Origin of the sequence: Kineosphaera limosa NBRC 100340 (assembly GCF_000298215.1) — a bacterium.
GTDB classification, from domain to species: Bacteria; Actinomycetota; Actinomycetes; order Actinomycetales; family Dermatophilaceae; genus Kineosphaera; species Kineosphaera limosa.
In genome coordinates, this window is the sequence record NZ_BAHD01000061.1 from 1 (window position 1) to 22723 (window position 22723).

18 protein-coding genes are annotated in these 22723 nt (G+C 69.3%); 7 read left to right on the forward strand and 11 right to left on the reverse strand.

What is annotated here, in order from left to right; all coding sequences use genetic code 11:
* The 7 genes from KILIM_RS15915 to dnaB all read right to left on the reverse strand — a co-directional run.
* On the reverse strand, nt 1-479 hold a 479-nt coding region (locus KILIM_RS15915), incomplete at its 3' end, for a hypothetical protein (RefSeq protein WP_040563625.1).
* A gap of 20 nt (nt 480-499) precedes the next feature.
* Nucleotides 500-2149: a TniQ family protein gene (locus tag KILIM_RS15920; RefSeq protein WP_040563626.1), complete on the reverse strand. Its 1650-nt coding sequence runs from the start codon at nt 2147-2149 to the stop codon at nt 500-502.
* Entirely contained in the window at nt 2139-3527 is a 1389-nt protein-coding gene (locus KILIM_RS24100; RefSeq protein ID WP_006593751.1) for a hypothetical protein, read from the reverse strand. Before KILIM_RS24100 ends, KILIM_RS15920 begins: the two co-directional genes overlap by 11 nt.
* 52 nt (nt 3528-3579) lie before the next feature.
* Entirely contained in the window at nt 3580-4686 is a 1107-nt protein-coding gene (locus KILIM_RS22590) for a TniB family NTP-binding protein (protein WP_006593752.1), read from the reverse strand.
* On the reverse strand, nt 4683-6971 hold the full coding sequence (locus KILIM_RS15935) for a DDE-type integrase/transposase/recombinase (protein WP_006593753.1): 2289 nt from the start codon (nt 6969-6971) through the stop codon (nt 4683-4685). Before KILIM_RS15935 ends, KILIM_RS22590 begins: the two co-directional genes overlap by 4 nt.
* Nucleotides 6968-7714 (reverse strand): TnsA-like heteromeric transposase endonuclease subunit, encoded by a 747-nt coding sequence (locus tag KILIM_RS22595; protein WP_006593754.1) that lies wholly within the window; start codon nt 7712-7714, stop codon nt 6968-6970. The genes KILIM_RS15935 and KILIM_RS22595 overlap by 4 nt, the downstream gene beginning before the upstream one ends.
* A 223-nt stretch (nt 7715-7937) precedes the next feature.
* The gene (dnaB, locus tag KILIM_RS15945; protein WP_083876212.1) at nt 7938-10256 is read right to left on the reverse strand and encodes a replicative DNA helicase; all 2319 of its coding nucleotides are present in this window, start codon (nt 10254-10256) and stop codon (nt 7938-7940) included.
* A gap of 549 nt (nt 10257-10805) precedes the next feature.
* On the opposite strand from dnaB, the gene KILIM_RS15950 reads away from it, so the two are divergent.
* Both KILIM_RS15950 and KILIM_RS15955 read left to right on the forward strand, forming a co-directional pair.
* Nucleotides 10806-12110, forward strand: coding sequence for an MATE family efflux transporter (locus tag KILIM_RS15950; RefSeq protein WP_006593756.1), 1305 nt, complete (start codon nt 10806-10808; stop codon nt 12108-12110).
* 117 nt (nt 12111-12227) lie between these two features.
* Nucleotides 12228-12863 (forward strand): DUF4112 domain-containing protein, encoded by a 636-nt coding sequence (locus KILIM_RS15955; protein WP_006593757.1) that lies wholly within the window; start codon nt 12228-12230, stop codon nt 12861-12863.
* A gap of 24 nt (nt 12864-12887) precedes the next feature.
* On the opposite strand, the gene KILIM_RS15960 is transcribed toward KILIM_RS15955, so the two are convergent.
* On the reverse strand, nt 12888-14054 hold the full coding sequence (locus KILIM_RS15960) for a LacI family DNA-binding transcriptional regulator (RefSeq protein WP_006593758.1): 1167 nt from the start codon (nt 14052-14054) through the stop codon (nt 12888-12890).
* 224 nt (nt 14055-14278) lie between these two features.
* Between KILIM_RS15960 and KILIM_RS15965 the strand changes: the two genes are divergently transcribed.
* The 5 genes from KILIM_RS15965 (at nt 14279) to KILIM_RS15985 (ending at nt 18630) form a co-directional block, all read left to right on the forward strand.
* Nucleotides 14279-15475, forward strand: a complete 1197-nt coding sequence (locus KILIM_RS15965) for a phytanoyl-CoA dioxygenase family protein (RefSeq protein ID WP_006593759.1) — start codon at nt 14279-14281, stop codon at nt 15473-15475.
* A gap of 543 nt (nt 15476-16018) precedes the next feature.
* A complete protein-coding gene (locus KILIM_RS15970; RefSeq protein WP_006593760.1) occupies nt 16019-16285 on the forward strand; it encodes a hypothetical protein in 267 nt (88 codons plus the stop codon).
* 67 nt (nt 16286-16352) lie between these two features.
* On the forward strand, nt 16353-16589 hold the full coding sequence (locus KILIM_RS15975) for a hypothetical protein (RefSeq protein WP_006593761.1): 237 nt from the start codon (nt 16353-16355) through the stop codon (nt 16587-16589).
* 144 nt (nt 16590-16733) lie between these two features.
* Nucleotides 16734-17765, forward strand: coding sequence for a Gfo/Idh/MocA family protein (locus KILIM_RS15980; RefSeq protein ID WP_006593762.1), 1032 nt, complete (start codon nt 16734-16736; stop codon nt 17763-17765).
* Between the two features lie 109 nt (nt 17766-17874).
* Complete coding sequence (locus KILIM_RS15985; RefSeq protein ID WP_006593763.1) at nt 17875-18630, forward strand: TIM barrel protein; 756 nt, start codon at nt 17875-17877, stop codon at nt 18628-18630.
* A gap of 4 nt (nt 18631-18634) precedes the next feature.
* On the opposite strand, the gene KILIM_RS15990 is transcribed toward KILIM_RS15985, so the two are convergent.
* The 3 genes from KILIM_RS15990 to KILIM_RS16000 form a co-directional block, all read right to left on the reverse strand.
* Nucleotides 18635-20272 carry a methyl-accepting chemotaxis protein gene (locus KILIM_RS15990; protein WP_006593764.1) on the reverse strand — a complete coding sequence of 546 codons (1638 nt, stop codon included), beginning with the start codon at nt 20270-20272 and terminating at the stop codon, nt 18635-18637.
* Between the two features lie 204 nt (nt 20273-20476).
* The gene (locus tag KILIM_RS15995; protein WP_006593765.1) at nt 20477-21418 is read right to left on the reverse strand and encodes a sugar phosphate isomerase/epimerase family protein; all 942 of its coding nucleotides are present in this window, start codon (nt 21416-21418) and stop codon (nt 20477-20479) included.
* Between the two features lie 103 nt (nt 21419-21521).
* Complete coding sequence (locus tag KILIM_RS16000; RefSeq protein ID WP_006593766.1) at nt 21522-22664, reverse strand: Gfo/Idh/MocA family protein; 1143 nt, start codon at nt 22662-22664, stop codon at nt 21522-21524.
* Between the last annotated feature and the right edge of the window lie 59 nt (nt 22665-22723).

Here is a 22723-nt window from a genome sequence, read left to right on the forward strand (position 1 = left end):
ACGAATTTCGACACAGACTCCAGGAGTTCCTTGGCGGTCCCGATGAGCAGCGCCGGGTCACTGGTGGAGCGACGAAGGCGATCGACCTGCTCCTCGAGGGCTGGCCGGCCACCGGTGTCTAGATCGACATTGCCAAAGGGTTGCAGGTATCCGTCCTCGGTCAGGTACCAGCCGGACGAGGCCAGGGCGCGCTTCAGACGGTCCACGTTCTCCCCGGAAGCCTCTTCTCCGATCAGGCCCGCCACCCGCAGTGTCGACAGGAGCTCGTCGACGAGGGTGCGGGCGCGAGTCGGCTCACGCTGCGCGGTTCTCAACGCGGTCAGCACCCGCTGTTGCTTGTTCGTACCCTGCGCATTGGGGTTGTAGACGTAATTGTCCCCGTATCCCGAGCCCGTCAGGACGGTCGTGATCGTGGTGTGGCTAGGCCCCGCGCCACCGTGGAAGAACATGGCCAGGGCAGCGCTGATGTCGCTGGTCAAAGGGACGGTGGCACGAGGACTCATCGGTGCTCCTCCGGCTGATGGGTGACCCTCAGAACGATCTCGGCCAAGGCCCGGGTCTGCGCGATGGTGAGGGATCGCGCGAACTTTCGATAGCGCCATGGGTCACCAGTTGTCGGCGCCGACGCGAGGTGGCTCTGCGCCGCTTCGAGCCATAACCACTGGACGGCGTACGAGTGGCTAGACGAGCGACTACCTGGACGGTTGGCACGGGCCCAGCGAGTGAACCAGCGGGTGGTGCGGGCAAGGTGCCGGACACGGTCTTCGAGATCTCGGTAGTCGATCTCGAGCTCACGGCTCGCTGCGCCGAGGGCGGCGACGACGGCGGCGGGCGATGCGGTCATCGATGCAGAGCCGGCGCGTGCGGTGCGTTCGCCGACCTCGGGTGACAGCCCGAGTTCGCGGGCTGCATCGGCCCAGGAGTGGATGTGCGGGTGGGTTCTGGCGAGGCAGAGGGATGCGAAGAGGCCGACGGTCGCGGGGCGGGAGTCGAAGAGCCCGCTGAGGTGTTCGTCGACGAGGCGAGCGGGGAGGACTTGCGGGATCTGCCGGGTCGAGTCGGTCAGCGGTGGTTGCTGGTCGAGGAGATGGGACAGGCGACGCCGCGGTGCGTGGGCGGCCATGACAAGCCGCGTGAGGGTCGAGGTCATGCGGGTGTGGTCGGCCAGCCATCCGAGCCGGCCTTCGGGGACGTCGGGGACGTGGCGGAGCCATTGCCCGAATCGGGCCGCGGCGGTGTCGATGTCCTCGACGGCGAGGATGCGGTCGGCTGCCGTGAGCGCGCGTGAGCGGAGTACGGGGTCTTGGGGCGGGCGGATGCTCCAGCGCCGAATACTGCGTGTGCTGGCATCTGCGACGTCACGTGCCCAGCAAGGAAGGTTGTCCGGCGTTCGGGATGCTGCGGCGAGGTGCAGCACAAGGGCGGTCAATGATCGGAGGGTTGCGGTGAACTCTGGCGCGTCGAGTCCGCCGGCGAACGTGGCGAGGATCCCGCCGACGTCGGCGGCGTCTTGCCGTGCTTGGCGTTGGAGGCAGTCATCGTCGGCCGGCTCGGCAGTGAGGGTGGTGAGGTCGACACGGCATTGTTTGCGTGGGCCTTGGCCAAGAGGGTTGCCGCACAGCGTCTGTGGACCAACGACGCGCAGGGGTGAGTGGCGCTGGTCGCGGAAAGGGCGCTGGCAGCCGGGGCACGTTGCGAGCAAGTAGGTGCCGTGGGTGCGGCATGCGGTCGTCGTCGGCAGACGCCAGGAGGTGCGCCAGATCCCGTCGTCACCGAGGCATTGCGGACAGATCTGGGTGCCGTGGCCGGGGGTCCAGCCGCGGGCGGAGATGGAACGGAAGCTGGACTGGTGGCCGGGGTCGAGCCCGCGCAGGTCCAGGCTGGTTCCGTCGTAGGCCGCCAGGGTCGCGTTCTGCAGGGCGGCAGTGTCGACTCCAGTGAGGTGGGCGATGCGGGCAAGGGTCCCCGGTGTGGGCGCGAGCATGAGGTACGCGGTGGTGGTGTCGTGCCCGGCCCGCACCATCTCGATCAGGCGGGCCGTGGTGAGGTAGTTGGCGTCAGCAACGCGTTCGAGATAGGCATCGAGGGCCTCGCCGGGAGCGAGGTCGACGAGGGTCGGCAGGTGGTTGTCGGCGTTGTCAGCCAGCATCTCGACTCTCCTCGGTTGCACCGGCCGGCGAGGCGGATTCCTGGGCCTTGACCAGGTCGCTGACGTGGCTGAGCCGCTGATGCCACCAGGCGCGCAGGTGGAGTTTCGTTTCGGGGTCGAGGGCGGTGTCGAAGGCCGCAATCTCGGCGTTGGCTCGGTGTGGGTGGGGTCCACCGGCGGGCCGGCCTGCGGTGGCGTCGAGCCACACCCAGGCAGCCGCGACCTCGCGATCGAGGTGCGCGCTGCCGGCTCGCGGGATATCTCGGAGGGCGGTGGATGGGAGACGTTGGATGCCGCGCAGTTCTGCCCGGGCTTGTGCCCGGTCAAGCAGGCCTGCGGAGTGCAGTCGCTCAGCATGTACGGCGAGTCGGCAGAGCGAATATGTGTCGGCGAGTAGGCGTGCTGCGACGCGTTGGGCGCGGGAGGAGCAATCGGCCGCGTGAAGCGAGGCAGCTCCGGCGACCGTCATGGGGGTGCCGTGCGCTTGGCTGGCGAGGGCGGTCAGGGCAAGGGCTTCGGCGGTTCGGTGGGTGCGTTGGTGTTCAGGAAGGATGATCGGGTCCTCGGGCAGGCGCAGGATGGTCGGGACGTGTCGTGCCTGGAGGCCGAGGTTCTCCAGGAGGTCGAGCAGACCGACTCGAGCGTCCACCGGGTTGCGCCAGTCTGGCATCTCGTGGGGGTCGGGATCCCACGGGTCGGCCATGATCGCAATGTCATCGAGGATCGCTTCGGCGGTGGCTCGATCAACCGATGCGTCCCAAGTCAGAGTGAGCAGGGTGGCGGTGATCGACGGCGGGCGGGCGAGCGTGTATCGGCCGGTGATGACGTTGCGGTCCACCCAGCGCACCGCCCGAGTTCTCCATTGCTGCGTTTCCCCGTCGAACAGTGGGGGCCAGTTCCGCCAGAGGGCGAGTTCGACCTCGGCCATGAGGGATTCCAGGCGCCGGAGCCGATCTTGAGCAGACTGGCTGGACGTCGTCGCCGCCAGGGTGGCCATCACCTCTCGGTGAACATGGCGGACGCGGGTCGGGACCGGTGGTGGCGTGGGGTCGAGACGATCGATGAAGAGTTCTTCGCAGTTGGTGCAGAGGACGACCAGGTTGAGCCTTGCGGCGACCGTGTCAAAGCAGCCGCGGGGGCATGTAGCGGGTTGGCCGGCATACCGGCGCCCGGTCCGGGCCCGTCCGAGCGCCATCCCCGGATAGGTACCCCCCAGCGTGGCAGCCCGCAGGCGTTCCTCGGCGACCCCGGTGATCGACGAGAGCTGGGCCAGAAATGGGTGCTCTGGGTTCTCCCAGACACGGGCGGTGCGCCGGTGGCTGGTCAAATCGCGGAAATCGAGGTAGTTGGCATCGGCGACCCGTTGCAGGAAGGCCACATGTCTTCCCCGGGCTGGATGTCGACAGCAACGGGGAGCTGGCAGGCACTGGTCATCCGGTGCCCTGCCCGTGCTGGGTGACGCTGACCGTGGGATGCAGCTGGGTCGGCTTCGCGACGGTCTTGTCGGCCTTCTGGGCGAGTTCGTCGACGGTGAGTTTGGACGCGGGAACGGCCAGCACATGCTCCTCGGTGACCGCCCAGGTGCCGTTCTCAATGGCCGCGACGGTGGCTCGGCGCAGGAGGGTGACGATGGCCTGCATTCGTCCGTGGGTGCGTTCCAGGATCAACCCGGGCAGGTCGTTGTGCAGCATGCCCGGTTCGGCGGCCGGAAGGAACGGGGCAATGATGTCGCCGGATTCTTTGAGGAACCGTTGCCACGCCAGCACTTGGTCGTGGGTGTCGGAACCGTAGGGAGCGACGGTGATCGCGTAGGCGCGGCCGGTGATCTGGGGGTCGCTCATCACGTCGTGGTCGTGCAGGTTCGCGCCGCTGAAGATGACAGTGATGCCGTACTCCCCCAGGGCGGTCACGATCGCTTTGAGGTGGTCCAGGGCGTATCGGCCGAGGCGTTCGGTCAGGATCAGCTGGTGGAGGTCGTCGATGACCAGCAGCCGTACCCCGTGCTCGAGGACCAGGTCGAGAGTGGAGGCCTTCTTCGCGGTGCTCTTGTCCATGTCGAAGGCCTCGACGACGAGCTCGTTGAACCGGGTGACTGTGGTCGCGGCTTCCAGGGACAAGAACAGCACCGGAGCGTGGGTGGGGTGGATTTCCTGGTCACGGCGCCCGAACCGACGGGTCGTGGTTCGCCGCGCCATACGTTCGGGGTCACCGTCAGGGCCGACGTGGTGGCGGTGCACGGCATACGACAGCTGGTAGAGGACTGTGGACTTGCCGAGGACGTTGAAGCCGGTCAGGAGGGCGACCTCCCGGGTCCCGGTCAGCATCTCGGCGTTGTCTTCAATCAGGTCATTGAGGACCTGCCGGATGTGACGATCCCGCTCGGAGTCGAAGTAGTGGCCGTTGAGGTAGCGGCGTACCTCACGTGCATACTCGCGACGCTTGGCCTCCGACATCCCCGCAGCCGCTGTCCGAGTCAACGTCGCAGGCGGGACCAGCGGGGGTGCATAAGCCTGCGCGTGCAGGCGGGACGCCTTCACGACTCCCCCTCCTGTGACTCCAGCGTCGGCCACGCCGTCTGTGTCGGGTCAAATGCTGGTGGAGTGCTCGACCTGCTCGCATCGGCGCGGGATCCCTTGGATGAGGCACCGTGGCGGGTGCGTCGGGTGCCGCGGGCGCCAGCTTCGGCGGCTTCGGCGTGGTCGAACTGGGATCGTGATTCGCGCAGGTGGGCCGCCGCGACCTTGTTGGGTTTCCAGTCGACCAGGTCCGGGTTGGCTCGGAGGCGGTCGATCGAGGCGATGTCGTTGATGGCCTCAAGGATTTCCCGCTGAACACTGTCCTTGTTGATGGTGGTGTTCGTGCCGCCGCGACGCTTCACCGCCTTGGCGGCGGCGTCGAGGACCAGGTCGGTCATCGGCGCCTGCAACTGGAATGCTCGCCGCCAAGGGACCTCCACCACGGCACCGGTGTCAGGTCGACGGAACCACAACCGCGAGAGGTCCCGCGGATCCATGAAGAAGGGGGCGGCACGGTCCCGGTCGCGGAAGAAGCCCTTGGGGACGGAGCGGAAGTCGTCCAGTTCCTCACAGTCGAACGTCAGGTCTTTGTACTCGACGCCGTCGTGGCGGATCGTCAGCCACAGTTGTGGCAGCAGGTCATAGAGAAGGTCCGGACGCTGGAGGACGTGCAGCCGGCCCGTAGCGGCCAGGAGCGCGTCGAAGACCTCCAGCGGGGTCATCCCCACCGCCGGTGAGCGGTCTTCCATGGTGCGGTCGACGACCGTGAGACCGCCGTGGCGGGTGCGGTGGTAGTCGGTGCAGATGAACTCTCGCAACCGGAGTTCGAGCTCGCGCGGCGTCAGGCTCGGGCCGTCGCCCTTGAAGACGGCGCGACCCTTCTTGTCGACGACGATCTTGCCGGCGTCGCTGCCCCGCTGGGACACGTTGCGGCCCTTGTGGCCGGACAACTGCAGCAAACAGCGCTGCAGCGTCTCGTGCCAGCGCTCCACAAACGCGTTGTCGGTGGGCTTCTTCGCCCGGGAGAGCAGGAGGTGGATTCCCAAGAGGGTGCACACTTCGCGGAAGTAGCGGCCGGTGAAGATGCTGCCCTTGTCGGCGCGGATCGCGTCCGGGAGCAGTCCCGGGATCGCATGCTCCCCGATCAGCGGGCGCCCGGAGAGGCGTTCGGCCTCGACGACGGCATCATCAATCGAGCCAATCGCCTCCGGGACTCCAGCCCAGCGCCAGTCATGAACCTGGCCGGGTTCGACGACTTGGCTGAACGGGCGCAGCACGTCGTAGAGGATGAGGCCGGCCTCGATGGCGTTTGCGCTGCGGGGCACGACCCGTAGAGCCAGGACGACACGCGTACACACGTCCAGGGCGGTGATGATCTCGACCGATATGGGTTTGCCTGTCCACGGGTCGACGCAGAAGGTGTCGCTGCGGGTCACGTCGATCGCGACGACTTGGCCCGGTCGAAGGGCGGGGTAGGCGGTCAAGGCCAGGACACCGCGAAGCTTCTTGGTCGTGTGGGAACGAGTTGTGCGGCCAGCGGCTTGAGCAGCCTGCGTCAGGTAGGTCCGCAGGGTCGACTCCGGTGGGTTGAGCGAGTCCAAACCCTCGGCTTTGAGCGCCAACAGCGTGCGGCGGAGAAGTTCATCGATCGAGCGAACCGCTTGTGTCCCATCGATGCGGGCGGCGATGTCGTCGGCGACGCGTCGCACCTCAGGATCGAGACCTCCGAAGGCGGAATGCCGGCGAACACGGCGCTTGTCCACCAAGGCCAGGAGGCCGCCGTTGATCGGGCGGTCGAACTCGGACAGCCAGTTCATCAGCTGACGCTGTGAGACCGCGCCAACCCTCGCTCGAGGTGTGGCTTTGCCCGCCTCCATGTTGCGTTGACGACGCCGATCGAGCAGAGCCTCCCGGGCAAGGATCTTGGCCATCGCCTCGCATTTCTTGCTGTCCGAGACCTTTCGGGCCGGGTTGAACAGCGAGTACGGCTCCCCTGGTCGTGCGAGAGCGGGGTGCCCACGGGCGAAGCCCGTGCGAATGGTCAGAACGACCTCCAGCTTGTCCAGCGACTCTTGGACAGCGTCATCGCTGAGCCCGGACAAGACGGCCATCAATGACTCGGCCACCGCGTCCACCCGCCCGTGGACGATGGCGCGTGCCGGTTGGACGTCGGTCCACGACACCTCGTCGACTCCGCCGGTGACGTCGCGGACCGTGTACCCGAACGGGCCGACTGCGACCACCACTCGGGGTCCCTCCGGGAAGAGGATGGTGGCGCCCTCGTAGAGCGTCACTCGGGCGTTCATGTCCGCGCCGCATCGGTTGCCCACGCGAGGCGCGAGCGCTGATCCCAAGGGGCGTTGAGGTCCATCTCGATCTCGCCGGACCAGACCAGGTGCCACATGGCTGACGTGAGGAACCCTCGATCGTCATCGGCCGCGATGACATCACCGACAGTGCCGTCACCGTCGGTCAGGACACCCTGCAGGATCGCCTTGGCAGGCATCACCCACTCCGGGGCTCGGCGCGCCGACGCGATCCAGCGGAGGTTCAACGACGCCACCGGGTCCAGACCACCGAACAGCTCGTAACGCCAGCCGACCTTCGCGCAGACCGCCTGAGTACGCGTCGACATCACCATGAACGTGTCGTCGCGTTCTTCCGGGGCGCGGACATCCCAGATGGTCACCGAACCGTCCCGGTGCGCGCTCAACACGTCGGGGAAGTGCTTCGTTCCGTCCTCCCAGCGCAACAACACGGGTTGACCGACCAGCCACGTCACATCACGTTGATGGTCCAACCATGTCGCGAGCTCGTGCTCAAGACCAGACTCGAGGAACAGCCACCCACCCGTCGTCGTCGACATCGCCTGCACCGGGATGTTTCTCGACAGTCGGCCAGACTTTGTCTCCCGCACCGGCTGCAAGCTGCGTGGATCGGGCGGCCCCGCCACCCATGACCACTCGGATCGCGAACCCCCAGCACACCAAAACGACCACGTCGCTTCACCCACTTGGGCACCGACGGGCCGTAGCCCTACACTGGGCATGACGACACCTCCTGTCTCCTCACCCGGATCAGGTACTTGTCTTACGAGGGCGCTCCGCTGGAACGGGGCGCCCTCGACGTTTGTCTAGTGCGTTGAACGTAGACCTTCCCCTCTCGCGCCGCCTAGCGCAGAAATCACGATCTGACAAGAAGACACGCCGTAAACCCTCCTATGAAACATAGGTGGCGGTTTGTGAAAAGTAGGACCCATCTCTACATGTGCGTCAGAAGTTGGTCGCCATGTTGGTGAAGCGCGAGTAGTGCCCCTGGAAAGCAACGGTGATGGTCTTGGTCGGGCCGTTGCGGTGCTTGGCGACGATGATGTCGGCTTCACCTTCGCGGGGGGAGTCTTGTTCGTAGACGGACTCGCGGTGCAGCAGCATGACCATGTCGGCGTCCTGCTCGATGGAGTTGTGCACGACGACGCCGTTGGCGACGAAGTTGTGGATGCCCAGGACCGTGGCGTCGAAGACCTCTTCGACACCGACCGGCTCGATGCCGACGATCATGTCCCACTCGACGTCGTTGACGGCGGCCAGGTCGACGTCGGCTCGGTCGAGCACGGCCGCGACCTGCGCCAGGCTGCCGGAGTCCGTCGCGGGTGAGCCGCCGGCGACGGCGGCCGCGACCTGATTCCACACCGGGTTGGCGTCCGGGGCCGGGCGGGTGTCGGTGCGCACAATCGTCAGCAGCCGGTCCGCCTCGCTGCCCAGCGCGCCCTCCACGCCGATCTCCTGCAGGAAACGCCGCTGCGAATCCAGGTCCACGACGTCCAGCACCCAGTCGCGGGCCCCGCCCCACACCTGACTCGAGATGCCGAACCGCAACAGCAGCAACGCGATTCGGTCCAAGCGCTCGCGGTCGTCGGCGAAGCAGAAGATCTCCCCGCCCGGGTGCGTCGCCGCCAGGCCCACCCCACCGGCGCGCGTGAACACCTCCCGCAGGAACAACGCGATCTGCGCCTTCGGGAGCTTGCTGATGCCGCTGGGCACCCGCGCCTCCGGCAACTCCGCCACCAGCCGCGCGGCCGTCGTCACGTCCTCGTCGCTGAACGAGTCGTCGTACTGGTCCGGCGCCGGCACGTGCCGCGGCACCGCCACCCGGCCCCCGACCTCCAACTCCCCCAGCGGCACCCACCCCGCGTAGGTGAGGAACGGGTGGTTGGCCGTCGCCCGCAGCGTGCGACCCGAACTCGTCGTCAACTCGAAGACTTCGCGCACCCCCGTGGAGAACACGTGCGTCATCGGCCGCGCCACGTAGCGCAGCGACTCGTCCAGCGCCCACACCGGCACGTCGGTGGCGCCCGCCCGATACAGCGCACCCAGCGTCGTCTCGGCGCCCGTGTCCGCCCGCAGAATCCGCGTCGACGCCGGCAGGCACCCCGACTCACGCAAGTCCGAGACCTGCGGCTTCTTGTCCGTCCGCTGCTCCGGACCACGGTTCAGCTGAGACAGGGCGATGACCGGCACTTCGATCTCCTTCGCGAGCAGCTTCAGAGCGCGAGAGAACTCACTGACCTCCTGCTGGCGCGACTCCACGCGCTTGCCAGAACTCATGAGCTGCAAATAGTCGATGATGACGAGCTTGAGATTGTGCCGCTGCTTGAGCCGCCGACACTTCGCCCGAATCTCCATGAGCGACATATTGGGCGAGTCGTCGATGAACAACGGGCTTTCGCTGACCTCCCCCATCGTGCGCGCCAACTTCGCCCAGTCGTCATCGCGCATCGTGCCCTTACGCATGTGCTGCAACTGGATCGACGCCTCAGCACTCAGCAAACGCATCGTGATCTCGTTACGGCTCATTTCCAACGAGAAAACGACCGTCGCCATGTTGTGCTTGATCGCCGCAGAACGGGCAAAATCCAAAGCCAGCGTCGATTTGCCCATTGCCGGACGCGCCGCGATGACGATCATCTGGCCGGAATGCAATCCGTTGGTCAGATCATCCAATTCCAGAAAGCCGGTGGGGACGCCGACCATCTCGCCGGAGGAGCCGGAGGCGTGCTCGATCTCGTCGGCCGTGGCCTCCAGCAGCTCGCCGAGCAGGTGGTAGTCCTCGGAGCCGCGTTTGTCGGCCACCTGGTAGATCTCCGCCTGCGCGGCGTTGACGATCTCTTCGACGTCGCCGCCGCCCGTGCCGTAGCCCATCTGCACGATGCGGGTGCCGGCGTCGACGAGGCGGCGCAGCACCGCGCGCTCCGCGACGATCTGCGCGTAGTAGCCAGCGTTCGCGGCCGTCGGCACCGCCGCGATGAGCTGGTGCAGGTAGCTCTGGCCGCCGATTCGGCTCAGGTCGCCGCGTTTGGTCAGCTCGTCGGCGACCGTGATGGCGTCCGCCGGCTCCCCGCGCCCGTAGAGGTTGAGGATCGCGTCGTAGATCAGCTCGTGCGCGGGACGGTAGAAGTCGACCCCGCGGGTGATCTCCAGGACGTCGGCGATCGCGTCCTTGCTCAACAGCATGCCGCCCAGCACGCTCTGCTCGGCGTGCATGTCCTGCGGCGGGAGACGGTCTTCACCGTCCTCGCGCGGGCCCTGCTCCATATCCCGCTCAAGGCGAACCAGAGACAACGCACTCCTCCTGTCGTGGCACTTCGTCGGACATGCGGTGTGGCTCCTCGTCGTGCCCTCCCACGACGAGGCGACCACCCCCCACACCCTCTTACGCACCACCGACAAGACTGCGAGCGCTAGGTTGCCTCCGGCCGGTGTGACCACCCGGTGAACGACCGGGTTCCGCAACGCTAAGTCGCAGGTCAGGCAGACTCAACACAGCCTGTGGACGGCCCTGGGGATACCCTGTGGACGCACAGGGGACAACGCCGAGCCGGGCTGTGGACCGACCTGGGGATTTCCGATGAATGCAACGGGACCCGAGCCGTTGACCTGGACATTCGCCATGCACCCCGTGTGTGCGAGAAAAAAACGCCTGACCAGCCGATCTGTCTCGCCCTTCGGTCGACGGGTCTGTCCAGATGAGATGTACGCAAGACTTCCGCCTCGCCACCAAGCCCATGTGGAGAACCTGTGGATAACTCGGGTGATCAGCCGCCACCCAGCACCCTCCGCTCGAGCCGCGACACGCGGCGTGAAGTGCTGCGATTGGCCATTCCGGCGTTCCTGGCCCTGGTCGCCGAACCGCTCTTCCTGCTGGCCGACGCCGCCATCGTCGGCCACCTGGGCACCCCCCAACTCGCCGGCCTCGGCGCTGCCTCCGCCGCCCTGACCACCATGGCGAGCATCTACATCTTCCTCGCCTACGGCACCACCTCCCTGGTCGCCCGCCGCCTCGGCGCCGGCGACCTGCGCGGAGCCCTCGGCGCGGGCCTCGACGGGATCTGGCTCGCCGTCATCCTGGGCCTCACCTCCGCCGTCCTCGTCGCCGTCTTCGCCCAACCCATCTGCGAAGTCTTCGGAGTCTCACCAGAGGCCACACAGCACGCCGTCACCTACCTGCGGATCAGCACGATCAGCCTCCCCGCCATGCTCATCGTGCTGGCCACCACCGGAGTGCTGCGCGGCCTGCAGGACACCCGCACCCCGCTCATCGCCTCCGTCGCCGCCTTCGGCACCAACGTGGTGCTCAACTACGTCTTCGTCTACGGCTTCCACATGGGCATCGCCGGCTCCGCCTGGGGCACCGTCATCGCCCAGACCGGCATGTCCGCCGCGCTGCTGATCGTCGTGCTGCGCGCCGCGCGCCGACACCAGGCACCCATGCGGTTCCGCCCCGGCCGGGTGCTGTCCGCCGCCGCCACCGGCGTCCCGCTGCTCGTGCGCACCCTCGCCCTGCGCGCCGCCATCCTGGCCACCACCTTCGTCGCCGCCCGCCTCGGCGACGTGCCCCTGGCCGCCTACCAGGTCGCCGCCACCATCTGGACCTTCCTCGCCTTCGCCCTCGACGCCCTGGCCATCGCCGCCCAAGCCCTCACCGGCCGGGCCCTCGGCGCCGGCGACGTACCGGCCGTCCGCGACGCCACCGGGCTCATGGTCCGGTGGGGCATCGGCTTCGGCGTCGTCCTCGGACTCCTCGTCGCGGCCCTGTCCCCCGTCCTGCCCCGGCTGTTCACCTCCGACCCCGCCGTACAGGCCGCCCTGACGGCCGGGCTGCTCGTCATCGGCCTCACCGTGCCCATCAGCGGACACGCCTTCGTGCTCGACGGCGTCCTCATCGGCGCCGGCGACGGCACCCACCTCGCCGTCCTGCAACTCATCGCCCTCGTCGCCTACCTCCCGGTGCTCGCGGTCGTCTTCCTCGCCGGCGAGCACCTCATGGCCCAGGGCGCGCCCCTGGCCATCGCCGCCGTCTGGGCCGCCATGGCGTGGTTCATGCTGCTGCGCAGCCTGCTGCTGCACCGGCGGGCCCGCACCGACAAGTGGCTGATTACCGGAGTGTGAGGCGCACCCGAATCGGGCCCCGGCACCTTGCGTAGGGTCCGGCCGTTGAGAACCTGGCCGTCACGCACCCGACCGCAACGGCCGCAACCACCGCAACGACCCGCCCAAGGAGGCGACGTGCGACGCTCCGACCCGCAGCGACGACGCCCCAGCGCGCCTCCCGTCGACGCGCCGCACCACCGCCCCGTCGACCGCGGCGGCTGGCGTGGCTCCGCCAAACCCGCCAAACCCCGGCACAACCCGCCGCCGCCCGCGCCCCTGGACGGCAGCCAGGCCCGCCCGCCGCACGCCTCCGTCGCCTCGAGCGACACGACCCGGATGCTCGCGTTCATCCTCGACGAACTCATCCGCGTGCCCGGCACCCGATTCCGCTTCGGCCTCGACCCGATCCTCGGCTTCATCCCCGGGCTCGGCGACGCGGCCGGCAGCGCCATCTCCGGCATCATCCTCGTCGAGGGCATCCGCCAGCGCGTGCCCTACAGCGTGCTGTTGCGGATGGGCGGCAACCTGCTCATCGACGGCCTGCTCGGCCTCCTGCCGTTCATCGGGGACGCCGCCGACGCCGCCCACCGCGCCAACAGCAAGAACGTGCGGCTGCTCGACCGCACCGTCGCCCGCGGGCAGCGGGTGCAGACCGACGGCATCGGCTACCTCCTCGGAGCCGGCGCCATCGTCGTCCTCATCCTCGCCGCCGTCATCGGGCTGGCCGTGCTGGGCGTCCTGGCGTTGCTGCGGGTGCTGGGCATCGTCTGATCAGCCCCCGGTCGCACCCGGGGTTCAGAGCGGAATGTTGTGCGGAGTGACGACCACGACCGGTCTCGGCAACGACACCGGACGCCCCGGCAGCAGCCCCTGCACCTGCAGCAGCGCGCCCAGGCTGCGGCGGGCATCGCGTCGCAGGTCGTGGTGCAGCACCGCGGTCAGGCGACCCGAGCGCAGCAGCACGAGGTTGTCCTCGTCGAGGTCGTGGGCCACGAAACCGCGGACCGGCCGGCGGGCGGCATCGAACGCGGCGAGCGTGCCCCGGTTGGCCCCGCCCGGGGAGTAGACGAGCGCCAGCCCCGGATCGTCGGCCAGAGCCTGCGCCGCCAGCCGCTCCATCGTCTCGTCGAGGCCGTCCGTACCGTCGAGGACGACCGCGCGCGACCCCGGGCGCAGCCGCGTGAATTCGTCCACGAACCCCTGCGCCCGCTGCCCCTCGCCGAGGAAGGCCGCCCGGCTCAGCGGCACAAGGGCGTCGACCACAGAACGGGCCTCTTGGGCGCGGGCCTCGTGGGTGCGGGCCACCTCCGAACGAGCCGCCCCCGAGCGGGCCACTTGCGAGAGCTCGCCCGGCCCAGGCGCGGCCCCTCGGTTCGTCGTCACCACGTCCGGCGACGCCTCGTCGGCGTGCCCAGGCCCGGCAGCGAGGTTGAGCAGGTAGGCCGCGGTCGCTCCGGCGGCCTGATTGTCGATGCCGACGTAGACGTGCCGGGCCGTCGTCGGCAGGTCGGTGACCAATGTGATGACCGGGATGCCCGCGGCGACCACAGCATCGACGGCCTCGGCGACCACCGGATCGTCGGGTGCCTTGAGCAGGATGCCGTCACTGCCGCGCCGCGCCAGCCGCGCCAGCCGGTCCGCGATCCAGGCCGGGTCGGCCGCCGCGTCCAGGTCGTAGCGCAACCGCAGCTGCGCCGGCCGCAGCATCGCTGCCTCCGCCTCGAAGGCCGCGCGCACCACGTCCGAGAACCGGTCCGGGGCCGCCATCACCAGGTCCGCGACGAGCGAGCGGCCCGTGAGCACGAGCTGCCCCGCCTGCCGATCCAGGTCTGCGATCGCCCGGTGCACCGCCCGCGTCGCGCGCACGCTCACCCCGGGCCGGTGATGCAGCACCCGGTCGACCGTCGCCTCCGACAGCCCAGCCTGATCGGCGATATCGCGCACCCGATGGCGATGCGGCACGGTCGGCCTCCCCTCCTGCTGATCCCCCAGTGTTGCGGTTAGTGCCCACCGGCGCGGTCGCACCCACACCCGTCGGCAGGCACCGCAACCGTCGAACGAGGGGGCCAGCGGGCTGAGGGGTTTCTGAGGGGTCGACCCCCTAGAAGGAGGCCGCTGTCAGCGCGACAGTGGAGTCAAGACGCCGCAGCACCCGTCCCACCGGACCGACTCACGAAGGAGCCCCCATGACCCTGGCCACCGGAGCCATCAGCACCCGCAAGACCGGACGCTACGACCTCTCCGACTGCCGGGTCGACGACCTCGTCGCCCTCATCGAGGAGGGCCTGGCCGGCACCGACATCGCCGACTACCCCACGGCGGCCGAGCTCGTCGAGGGCGTGCTCATCTACCAGGCCGACGCATTGCGCGAAGCCGCCAGCCGTGACGAGGCCGCCCTGACCGCCGAGCTCGCCCAGGCGCTGACCGACGGCCCCGGCATCGTCGTTATCAAGGGCGCCTTCACCCACGACGTCATCGACGAGGCCACCGACGCCTTCAACGACCTCATCGAGCGCCAACGCCAGGAGGGTCGTGTGGTCGGCGACCACTTCGCCGCCCCGGGAGCCAACGACCGGGTGTGGAACGCGCTGGAGAAGTTCGCACTCGCCCACCCGCAGACGTTCGTGCGGTACTACGCCAACGACGTGCTGGCCATCGCCGCCGGCGCCTGGCTGGGCCCGGCCTACCAGGTGACCAGCCAGGTCAACGTCGTCAACCCCGGCGGCCAGCGTCAGGAGGTGCACCGCGACTACCACCTGGGCTTCCTCGGACCGCAGGTCGCCGCCGGCTACCCCGCTCACGTGCACCACCTGTCCCCGGTGCTGACCCTGCAGGGCGCCGTCGCGCACGTCGACATGCCGGTGGAGTCCGGCCCGACGCTGTACCTGCCGCACAGCCAGAAGTACGGCCCCGGCTACCTGGCCTGGTGGCTGGAGGAGTTCAAGGAGCACTTCAACGGCCACCACATCCAGTTGCCGCTGGCCAAGGGCGACGCGGTCTTCTTCAACCCCGCCCTCTTCCACGCCGCCGGCACCAACCACTCCGCCGACATCTTGCGCATGGCCAACCTGCTGCAGGTCAGCTCGGCGTTCGGGCGGGCCATGGAGACCGTCGACCGCGGGCGGGTCGCCCTGGCCATCTACCCGGCGCTGGCCGCCGCGCTCGCCGACGGCAGCCTCGACGAGGCCGCCGCCCACAACGTCGTGGCCGCCAGCGCCGAGGGCTACCCGTTCCCCACCAACCTCGACCTCGACCCTCCGATCGACGGGCTGGCGCCGGCCTCCCAGGCCGACCACGTGCGCGAGGCCCTGCGCGAAGGCCGCAGCGTCGAGCAGCTCGCGCGCACCCTGAGCGAGTACGACGCCCGCCGGGTCAGCGCCTGACGAGGCCTGCCTCAGCCAGCGGCGCCGATCTCCAAGCCGCCAGCCCTCCAAGCCGCCAGCCTCCAAGCCGCCAGCCCGGCGCCGCACGGCGCGGCCCGCAGACCCCAGCCCCCGAGCGACCATGGGCGGACGCTCGGGGGCTCGGCCGTGCCCGACCCCACCTTCAGGTCCGGCCGAAAAACTGTTACCCAGTCACGGTGAGCGACCACTATTCGGACACAGCTACAGTCAGCTCCTGAAACAGCCCAGCAGACGCGTCGCAACTGCCCGAACGGGCACTGACCAGGGATATCGCTTCGATATTCCACGAACTCGGGCAGAAATTTCACCCGTTCATGTTGTTTCAGCAGTGTTTCGGGCCGACAAGGGAGTTGACACACCCCCGGGGGTCAGGCGCACGCTTGATATGTCGATCAGCCCAGTGATCGACGGTGCGGAACCGCTCCGCATCCCCCACAAGCCGCCCACTCCGGGCGCACGACGGCCGTGCAGGACGAGCCGTCGAGGCTCCCCTGCCACCGTCGCACGGTGAAGGAGCCCCACATGATGTACAGCTACCCCTACGCGGACAACACCTCGCCGCTCGGCGGCAAGGACCTGGTCAGCGCCCAGGCCCTCTCGCTGGCCGTGATCTCGCTCGTGATGCTGATCGGCGGCGTCGCCACCGGCGCCCACAGCCTCTTCCTCGTCGCCGGCGCCGCCGCCCTCGTCGCCGCGGGCATGGCCATCGTCCAGGCCATCAGCGCGATCGCCGCCGCCGGCGAGGCCACCGATCTGGACTCCCCGGCTCGCGAGACCAGCGCCGCCTGAATCAACCCAGCGCGCCGTCGCGCGCGACCAACCTCTTTTCGTACCCTCCTCGCCAGAAAGAAAGACTGTGACCATTTTCCCGCACAACGTTCCCGCCCCCACGAGCCTTCAGGCGCGTGACTACCTCAGCGCTCCGGCCGTCAGCGCCGGACTCATCGCCGTCGTGCTGTTCGTCATCGGCATGACCAGCGAGTCGGGCCTCATTCAGCTCCTCGCCGGACTCGCGGCGTTCACCACGGCAGCCCTTTCCCTGTCCGCTTCTGCGGTCGCCCTCATGGCCCCGGCGCAGAAGCAGCAGGGCTGACCTTCACCAGTCCCGCACGAATTGCGTCGGGGTCGACCACAAGGCGGTGGTCGACCCCGATTCGTGTCTCCGCACGCCCCGGGCGCGTAATAGCGTGAGGATCGATCCCGCGAGCGACCCTCGAATCGGCGACCGGAGGCACCCATGGAACCCTTGCGCATCGGCATTCTCGGGGCCGCGCGGATCGCTCCCCTGAGCATCGTCGCCCCCGCCCACACTGTCGGCGCCCGGCTCGTAGCGGTCGCGGCCCGCGACCGTGCGCGCGCGCAAACGTTCGCCGCAGAGCACGGCATCGAGCACGTCGTGGACTCCTACGAGGCGCTGGTGACCGATCCGGACGTCGACGTCGTCTACAACCCGCTGCCCAACGGCCTGCACGGACCGTGGAACCTGCGGGCCGCCCAGGCCGGCAAGCACGTGCTCGCCGAGAAGCCGTTCGCGTCGAACGCCGCGGAGGCCCGCCAGGTAGTAGCGGCAGCGCAGACCGCCCGAGTGCGTCTGCTGGAGGCCTTCCACTACCCCTTTCATCCGGTCTTCACACGACTGTGTGCGCTCATCGAGGCGGGTGCCATCGGTCAGGTGCGGCACGTCGAGGCCCCGATGCGGATGCCGGCCCCGGCGCCCGACGATCCGCGTTGGCAGCTCGACCTGGCCGGCGGCTCCACCATGGACCTGGGCTGCTACGCCTTCCACGCCGGTCGGCACCTCGGCCGGCGGTTCTGCGGCGGGGAGCCGACCATCACCACAGCCATCGCGCGCGAAAGGCCCGGCCACCCCGGCGTCGACGAACGCCTCAGTGTGGAGGCGCAATACCCCTCCGGCGCCACCGCCGCCCTCGGCAGCGACATGAACGCTGGCGACGACATGGACGAGCCCGGCCAGTGGGACTTCCATCTGCGCGTCACCGGCACCACCGGCAGCGTGCGGGCCGCCAACGTCGTGCAACCGCACCTGGACGACACCATCGAGCTGCGCCGCGACGGCCGCGAGCCGGTCGTCGAACACGCCGGCACCCGCTCCAGTTACACCTACCAACTGGAGGCGTTCACCGCGCTGGTGCGCGAGGGCCGGCCGCTGGGCTACGACCCGTTCGAGGATGTCGTGGCCCAGGCCGAGTTCGTCGATGCCGCCTATCGGGCGGCCGGCCTACAGCCGCGCCCGAGCCGGACGCTCTAGGGTGCGTGACGTGACTTTTCCGCCTGCCCCAGACCCGACTGCCGCTTCCAGCGAAAGCGTCGATGACCTGGGGCGGCACGGCCCGTTCACGCTCGCCGTATGTGCCGAGATGGTCTTCACCGACCTGCCCGTCCCCCAGCGGCTGCGGCACCTGCGCGACCTGGGCTTCGTCGCCGAGATCTGGAACTGGGCGAACCATGACCTCCAGGCGCTCGAGGAGGCCCGCCGCGACGGCGTCGTCATCGGTTCGATGACCGGCTACCTGCGCGGCACGCTGGCCGACCCCGCGGGGGCCGATGAACTCCTCGCCACCGCACAGGAGTCTGTGACGGTAGCCCGGCGACTGGGCATTCCCCGCCTCAACCTGCACGGCACCGGGCTCGACGGCCAGGGGCTACCCGTCGTCGCGTGCGACCGGGCGACCGGGCCGATGTGGGCCCAGGCCGCGCTCACGCTGCGCCGGATCGCCGAGCTCGGCGAACGCAACGACGTGGTTTTCGAGTTGGAGAACCTCAATACGGCGGTCGACCACCCGGGCACCCCGTTCGCGACGGCCGCCGACGTGCTGGCCCTGGTGCGCACCGTCGACAGCCCGCACCTGCGCGTCAATCTCGACCTGTACCACGCGCAGATCGGCGAGGGGAACCTCGTACAGCTGTGCCGGGAGGCACTGCCGTGGGTCGGCGAGATCCAGGTCGCCGACGTGCCGGGTCGGTGCGAACCCGGCACCGGCGAGATTCACTACCCGGCGATCGCGCGGGCCCTCGCCGAGGCCGGATACACCGGGACTATCGCCATGGAGGCCCACGCCAGCGGCGACTCCACGGCTGCGGTGGAGGCGTTCCGCGCGGCGTTCACGCTCTGAGCGGTCAGTAGCGGAAGCGCCCCACGAGACCGGTCAGGTCCGCCGCGCGCTGACTGAGCTCGCTGGCCGCCTCGGAGACGTGCTGCGCCGACTGCAGCGACTCCTGCGCACCGCGGGCCGCATCGGCGACATTGCCGGCGATACTGCGCGATCCGGTCGCCGCGTCGCTGACGTTGCGGCCCATCTCGTTGGTCGTGGCCGTCTGCTCCTCGACCGCGGAGGCGATGGTGGCCTGGGAGTCGTTGATCTGGGCGATGATCGTGGCGATCTCGGCGATGGCCTGCACCGCGGCCTCCGTGTCGAGTTGGATGGCCTCGACGCGGCGGCCGATGTCTTCGGTGGCCTTTCCGGTCTCCTGGGCCAGGTCCTTGACCTCGTTGGCGACGACGGCGAAGCCCTTGCCCGCCTCGCCGGCGCGCGCGGCCTCGATCGTCGCGTTCAGCGCCAACAGGTTGGTCTGCTCGGCGATGCTCGTGATGGTCTTCACCACGTTGCCGATTTCGGTGCTCGAGTCGCCGAGCTTGGCGACCGTGCGGTTCGTCGTGTCCGCGACGTGTACGGCCTGCGCGGCGATGCCGGCGGCGGCGTTGGCGCTACTGGCGATCTCGCGGATCGAGGCGGTCATCTCCTCGGTACCGGCGGCGACCGTCTCGATGTTCTCCGAGACGCCCTGGGCCGAATTGCTGACCTGCCCCAAGCGGCTCGAGGAGTCTCCGGCGTCGCGCCCGACCTGCGTCGCCACGGCGGTGAGCTCTTCGGACGCCGCCGCCACGGAGGTGGCGGTCTGACCCACCTGCGCGATGACCTGCTGCATCGAGACCCGGGTCTCCTCGGCAGCGGCGGCCATCTGACCGATCTCGTCGTCGCTGTCCGCCGTGGCCGGCACGGTCAGATCGCCGTGGCCGAGCGCGAGCAGCGCGGTCTTCACCGAGTCGACCGTGCGAAGAATGCCGCCGCTGATGCGCAGCGCCGCGAACAGCACGGCAGCCACGACGAGCAGGATCGTCACGAGGATGCTCAGGCGCGACACGGTGAACGCGTTGTCGCCGGCCTCGACGGTTTCGGCGACCTCGGTGGCCAGGTGCTTGGTCCACGCCGACTTCAGGTCGCGGATCTGGTGGAACACCGGCGTGCCTACCTGCTCCACCAAACGAAGACCCTCGGTGTTAGCGGCCGCCGTGTTCCGCGAGAACGCCGCCAACATGGCCTGGTCGGTCTCCCGGTAGGAGTTGATGAGCTGCTCCGCCTCGTTGGCGCTGGCGCGGTCCGCCTCGCCCATCTCGATGGTGCGCAGGCTGGCGACGGAGGCATCCACCGACTGCCACAGCGTGGAGGAGTACGTGCGCAGTTCACTGCCTTCGCCCAACGCCGCCTGGCGACCCTCGAGGGAGGACTGCAGCGCGATGTAGTTCTGCAGGCTGTCGAGCTCGGCGACCAGGCCGTACAGTTCCCGCGCCCCGGCCTCCACCTTGGCGAGCCGCTCCAGCTCCTCCTCGGCGGTGTGCAAGGACTGCAGACCCCACAGGCTCACGATGCCGAGGATCAGCGCACCGATCACGCCGATCAGTCCGACGCCGAGGATCTTGGCGCGGATGCCCAGGGTGCGAAAGGAGCGGCGCTGCTGCGAGGTAGCGGTGGTCATGGCGTGACTTTCCTGTCAGGACGCCGGCGGCTCGACGTCGTCAGCGGCAACGCCGACCATGCGGACCGGGGCGCCACCCACCTATCGACAGCTGAACCGCGTTGCTCAGCTATCGCTCAGGTGTTTAGTTAGCGCTCGCGAAACGCTCAAGGTTGGTCTGGCGCCGGGAAACACCGCGATGCGGCGGCCGCGCCGCACGTGTCTTCACACTCGCGCGCACGCCTGGGACAACGTGGCGACGGCCAGGCGCACCGACTCCTCTTGGCCCAGGGTGTAGTCCTCGTTCTCGATCGACAGGGGCCCGTCGTAACCGGCCGCCGCGAGCGCGGCGACAAAGCGGGCCCAGAAGTCCACGCCGTCCGGATGCCCGGTACCGACCGCCACGAAGTTCCAGGCCCGCTCGGTGGTCTGTTCGTTGGGCACGGTCTCCAGCCGCGAGGCGACGGCGGCACGGGCCTCGATACGCGTGTCCTTGGCGTGCACGTGGTGGATGGCGCCGGACAGGGCCTGCACCGCGGCCAGCGGGTCGGCGCCCATCCACAGCAGATGGCTGGGGTCGAGGTTCGCCCCGACGATGTCACCGACCGCCGCGCGCAGCCGCAACAGGCCGGGGACGGAGTACACCAGCTGGTTGGCGTGCATCTCGACGGCCAGCCGCACCCCAGCGGCCCGGGCGTGCTCGGCCAGGGCACCCCAATGCTCGACGGCGACCCGCCACTGGTGCTCCAGCAGTTGCAGGTTCTCCGGGGGCCACACAGTGGTGATCCACGCCGGGAAGGAGTCGCCGGGGGCCGCGGGCAGCCCGGACATCGTGACGACCGTGTCGAGCTCGAACGCGTTGGCCAGGTCGATCGCGCCGCGCAGCACGCGCGTGTCGCGGGCACCGTGCACCGGATGCAGGGGGTTGCCGGCGGCATTGAAGGCCTCCAGGCGTAGGCCGCGGGACGCGATGTCGCGGCGCAGCTCGGCGCGGGCGGCGGCATCGGTCAGCAGTTCGTGCAGATCGGCGTGCGGCGCCGGTGACCATCCGCCGTGGTCGCCGCCGAGCCCGATCTCGACGGTTTCGACGCCGAGGTCGGCCGCGACATCCAGTGCGTCGGCGCGGGTCAGGGTGGACAGGCTGTCGGTGAGCAGGCCGAGGTTCATGGCAGGTCCGTTCGATGGGGGAGGTCGCGACGGTGGGCCGTCGCGCGTGCTCAGGAGGTCGTGTGGCCCGGTGGCGCGGTGAGGCCCGGGTCGGGTAGGCGAGTCAGGCGCTCAGGCCGAAGAGCCCGAGGCGCCGGGCGGGTGAGCCTGCGGGCACGTCTAGGTCCGTGAGACCGACGGCGCCGCGCTCGAAGAGGGCTCCTGTCAGCGGCAGGTCGACGGTGCGGCGCAGGGCGCTGGCAGCGTACGCGGCGACGGTCGCCTCCAAGATCCGTTGGGCGGTGGCCCCGTCGGCGGCCGGGGCCCGGCCGGAGGTGATGGCCGCGCCGAGGTCGGCGAGGGTGTCGCGCATCGCGTCGGCGACGAGCGGCACCAGTTGCTGCCCGGGCGGAAGGTCGAGGGTCCGGGAACCCGATCCGGTCGTCACCTCGATCCGGTCGAAGGGTGCCCACGGCATGGTGCCGTCGGCCGCGTAGTGCGCGACGGCGCGTCCGGCGCTGCCCTCGATCGCGACCCCACCAGGGCCCAGGCCCCAGCCGACGTTGACGAGGGCCGCGGACCGGCCGGCCTCCAGTCGGCACAGGGCCAGGCTCTCGACCGCCTCACCGTCGGTGGCGTCGAGGAAGGCGTTGACCGCCTCGATCGGGGCACCCAGCAGGTGCTCGGCCACGTAGACGCCGTGCAGCATGTCCATGAGGACGCCACCGCCCGAAGCCGCCGGGTCCTTGCGCCACTGCGGCCGGTAACCGGCGGCGCCTGGGGAGTCGACGACCCCGAGCATGTCGACCCGCACGCTGCGGATCTCCCCGAGCTCGCCGGAGTCGATCAGCGCGCGCAGGGCAACGACCTCGGGAAAGAACAGGTAGTTGTGCACGACGCCCAGCACGACCCCGGCCGCATCGGCGGCGCTGACCATTGCGGCGGCGTCGGCGGGGATCGCTGCGAGCGGCTTCTCCGCCACCACGTGTTTGCCGGCGGCGGCCGCGGCCTGCACGACCTCGCGATGCAGATGCTGTGGGGTGCACACGTCGACCAAGTCGACGTCGTCGCGGGCCAACAGCTCGGCGACCTCGAGGTGCACCTGCTCGGGGGCCAGCCCGGCCGCCTCGCGGCCCAGCTCGAGCCGCTCCGCCGACGGATCGGCCAGGCCGACGATCGCGAACTGGTCGGGCAGCGCCCGGTAGGCGGGGACGTGGAAGTTGACGGCGACGTTGCCGCAGCCGACGAGGCCGACGCGCAGGGTCATCAGGAGTCCTTCTTGGGGAGGTTCGGGGTCTCGACGCAACGACCCGCAGGTCGTCTACA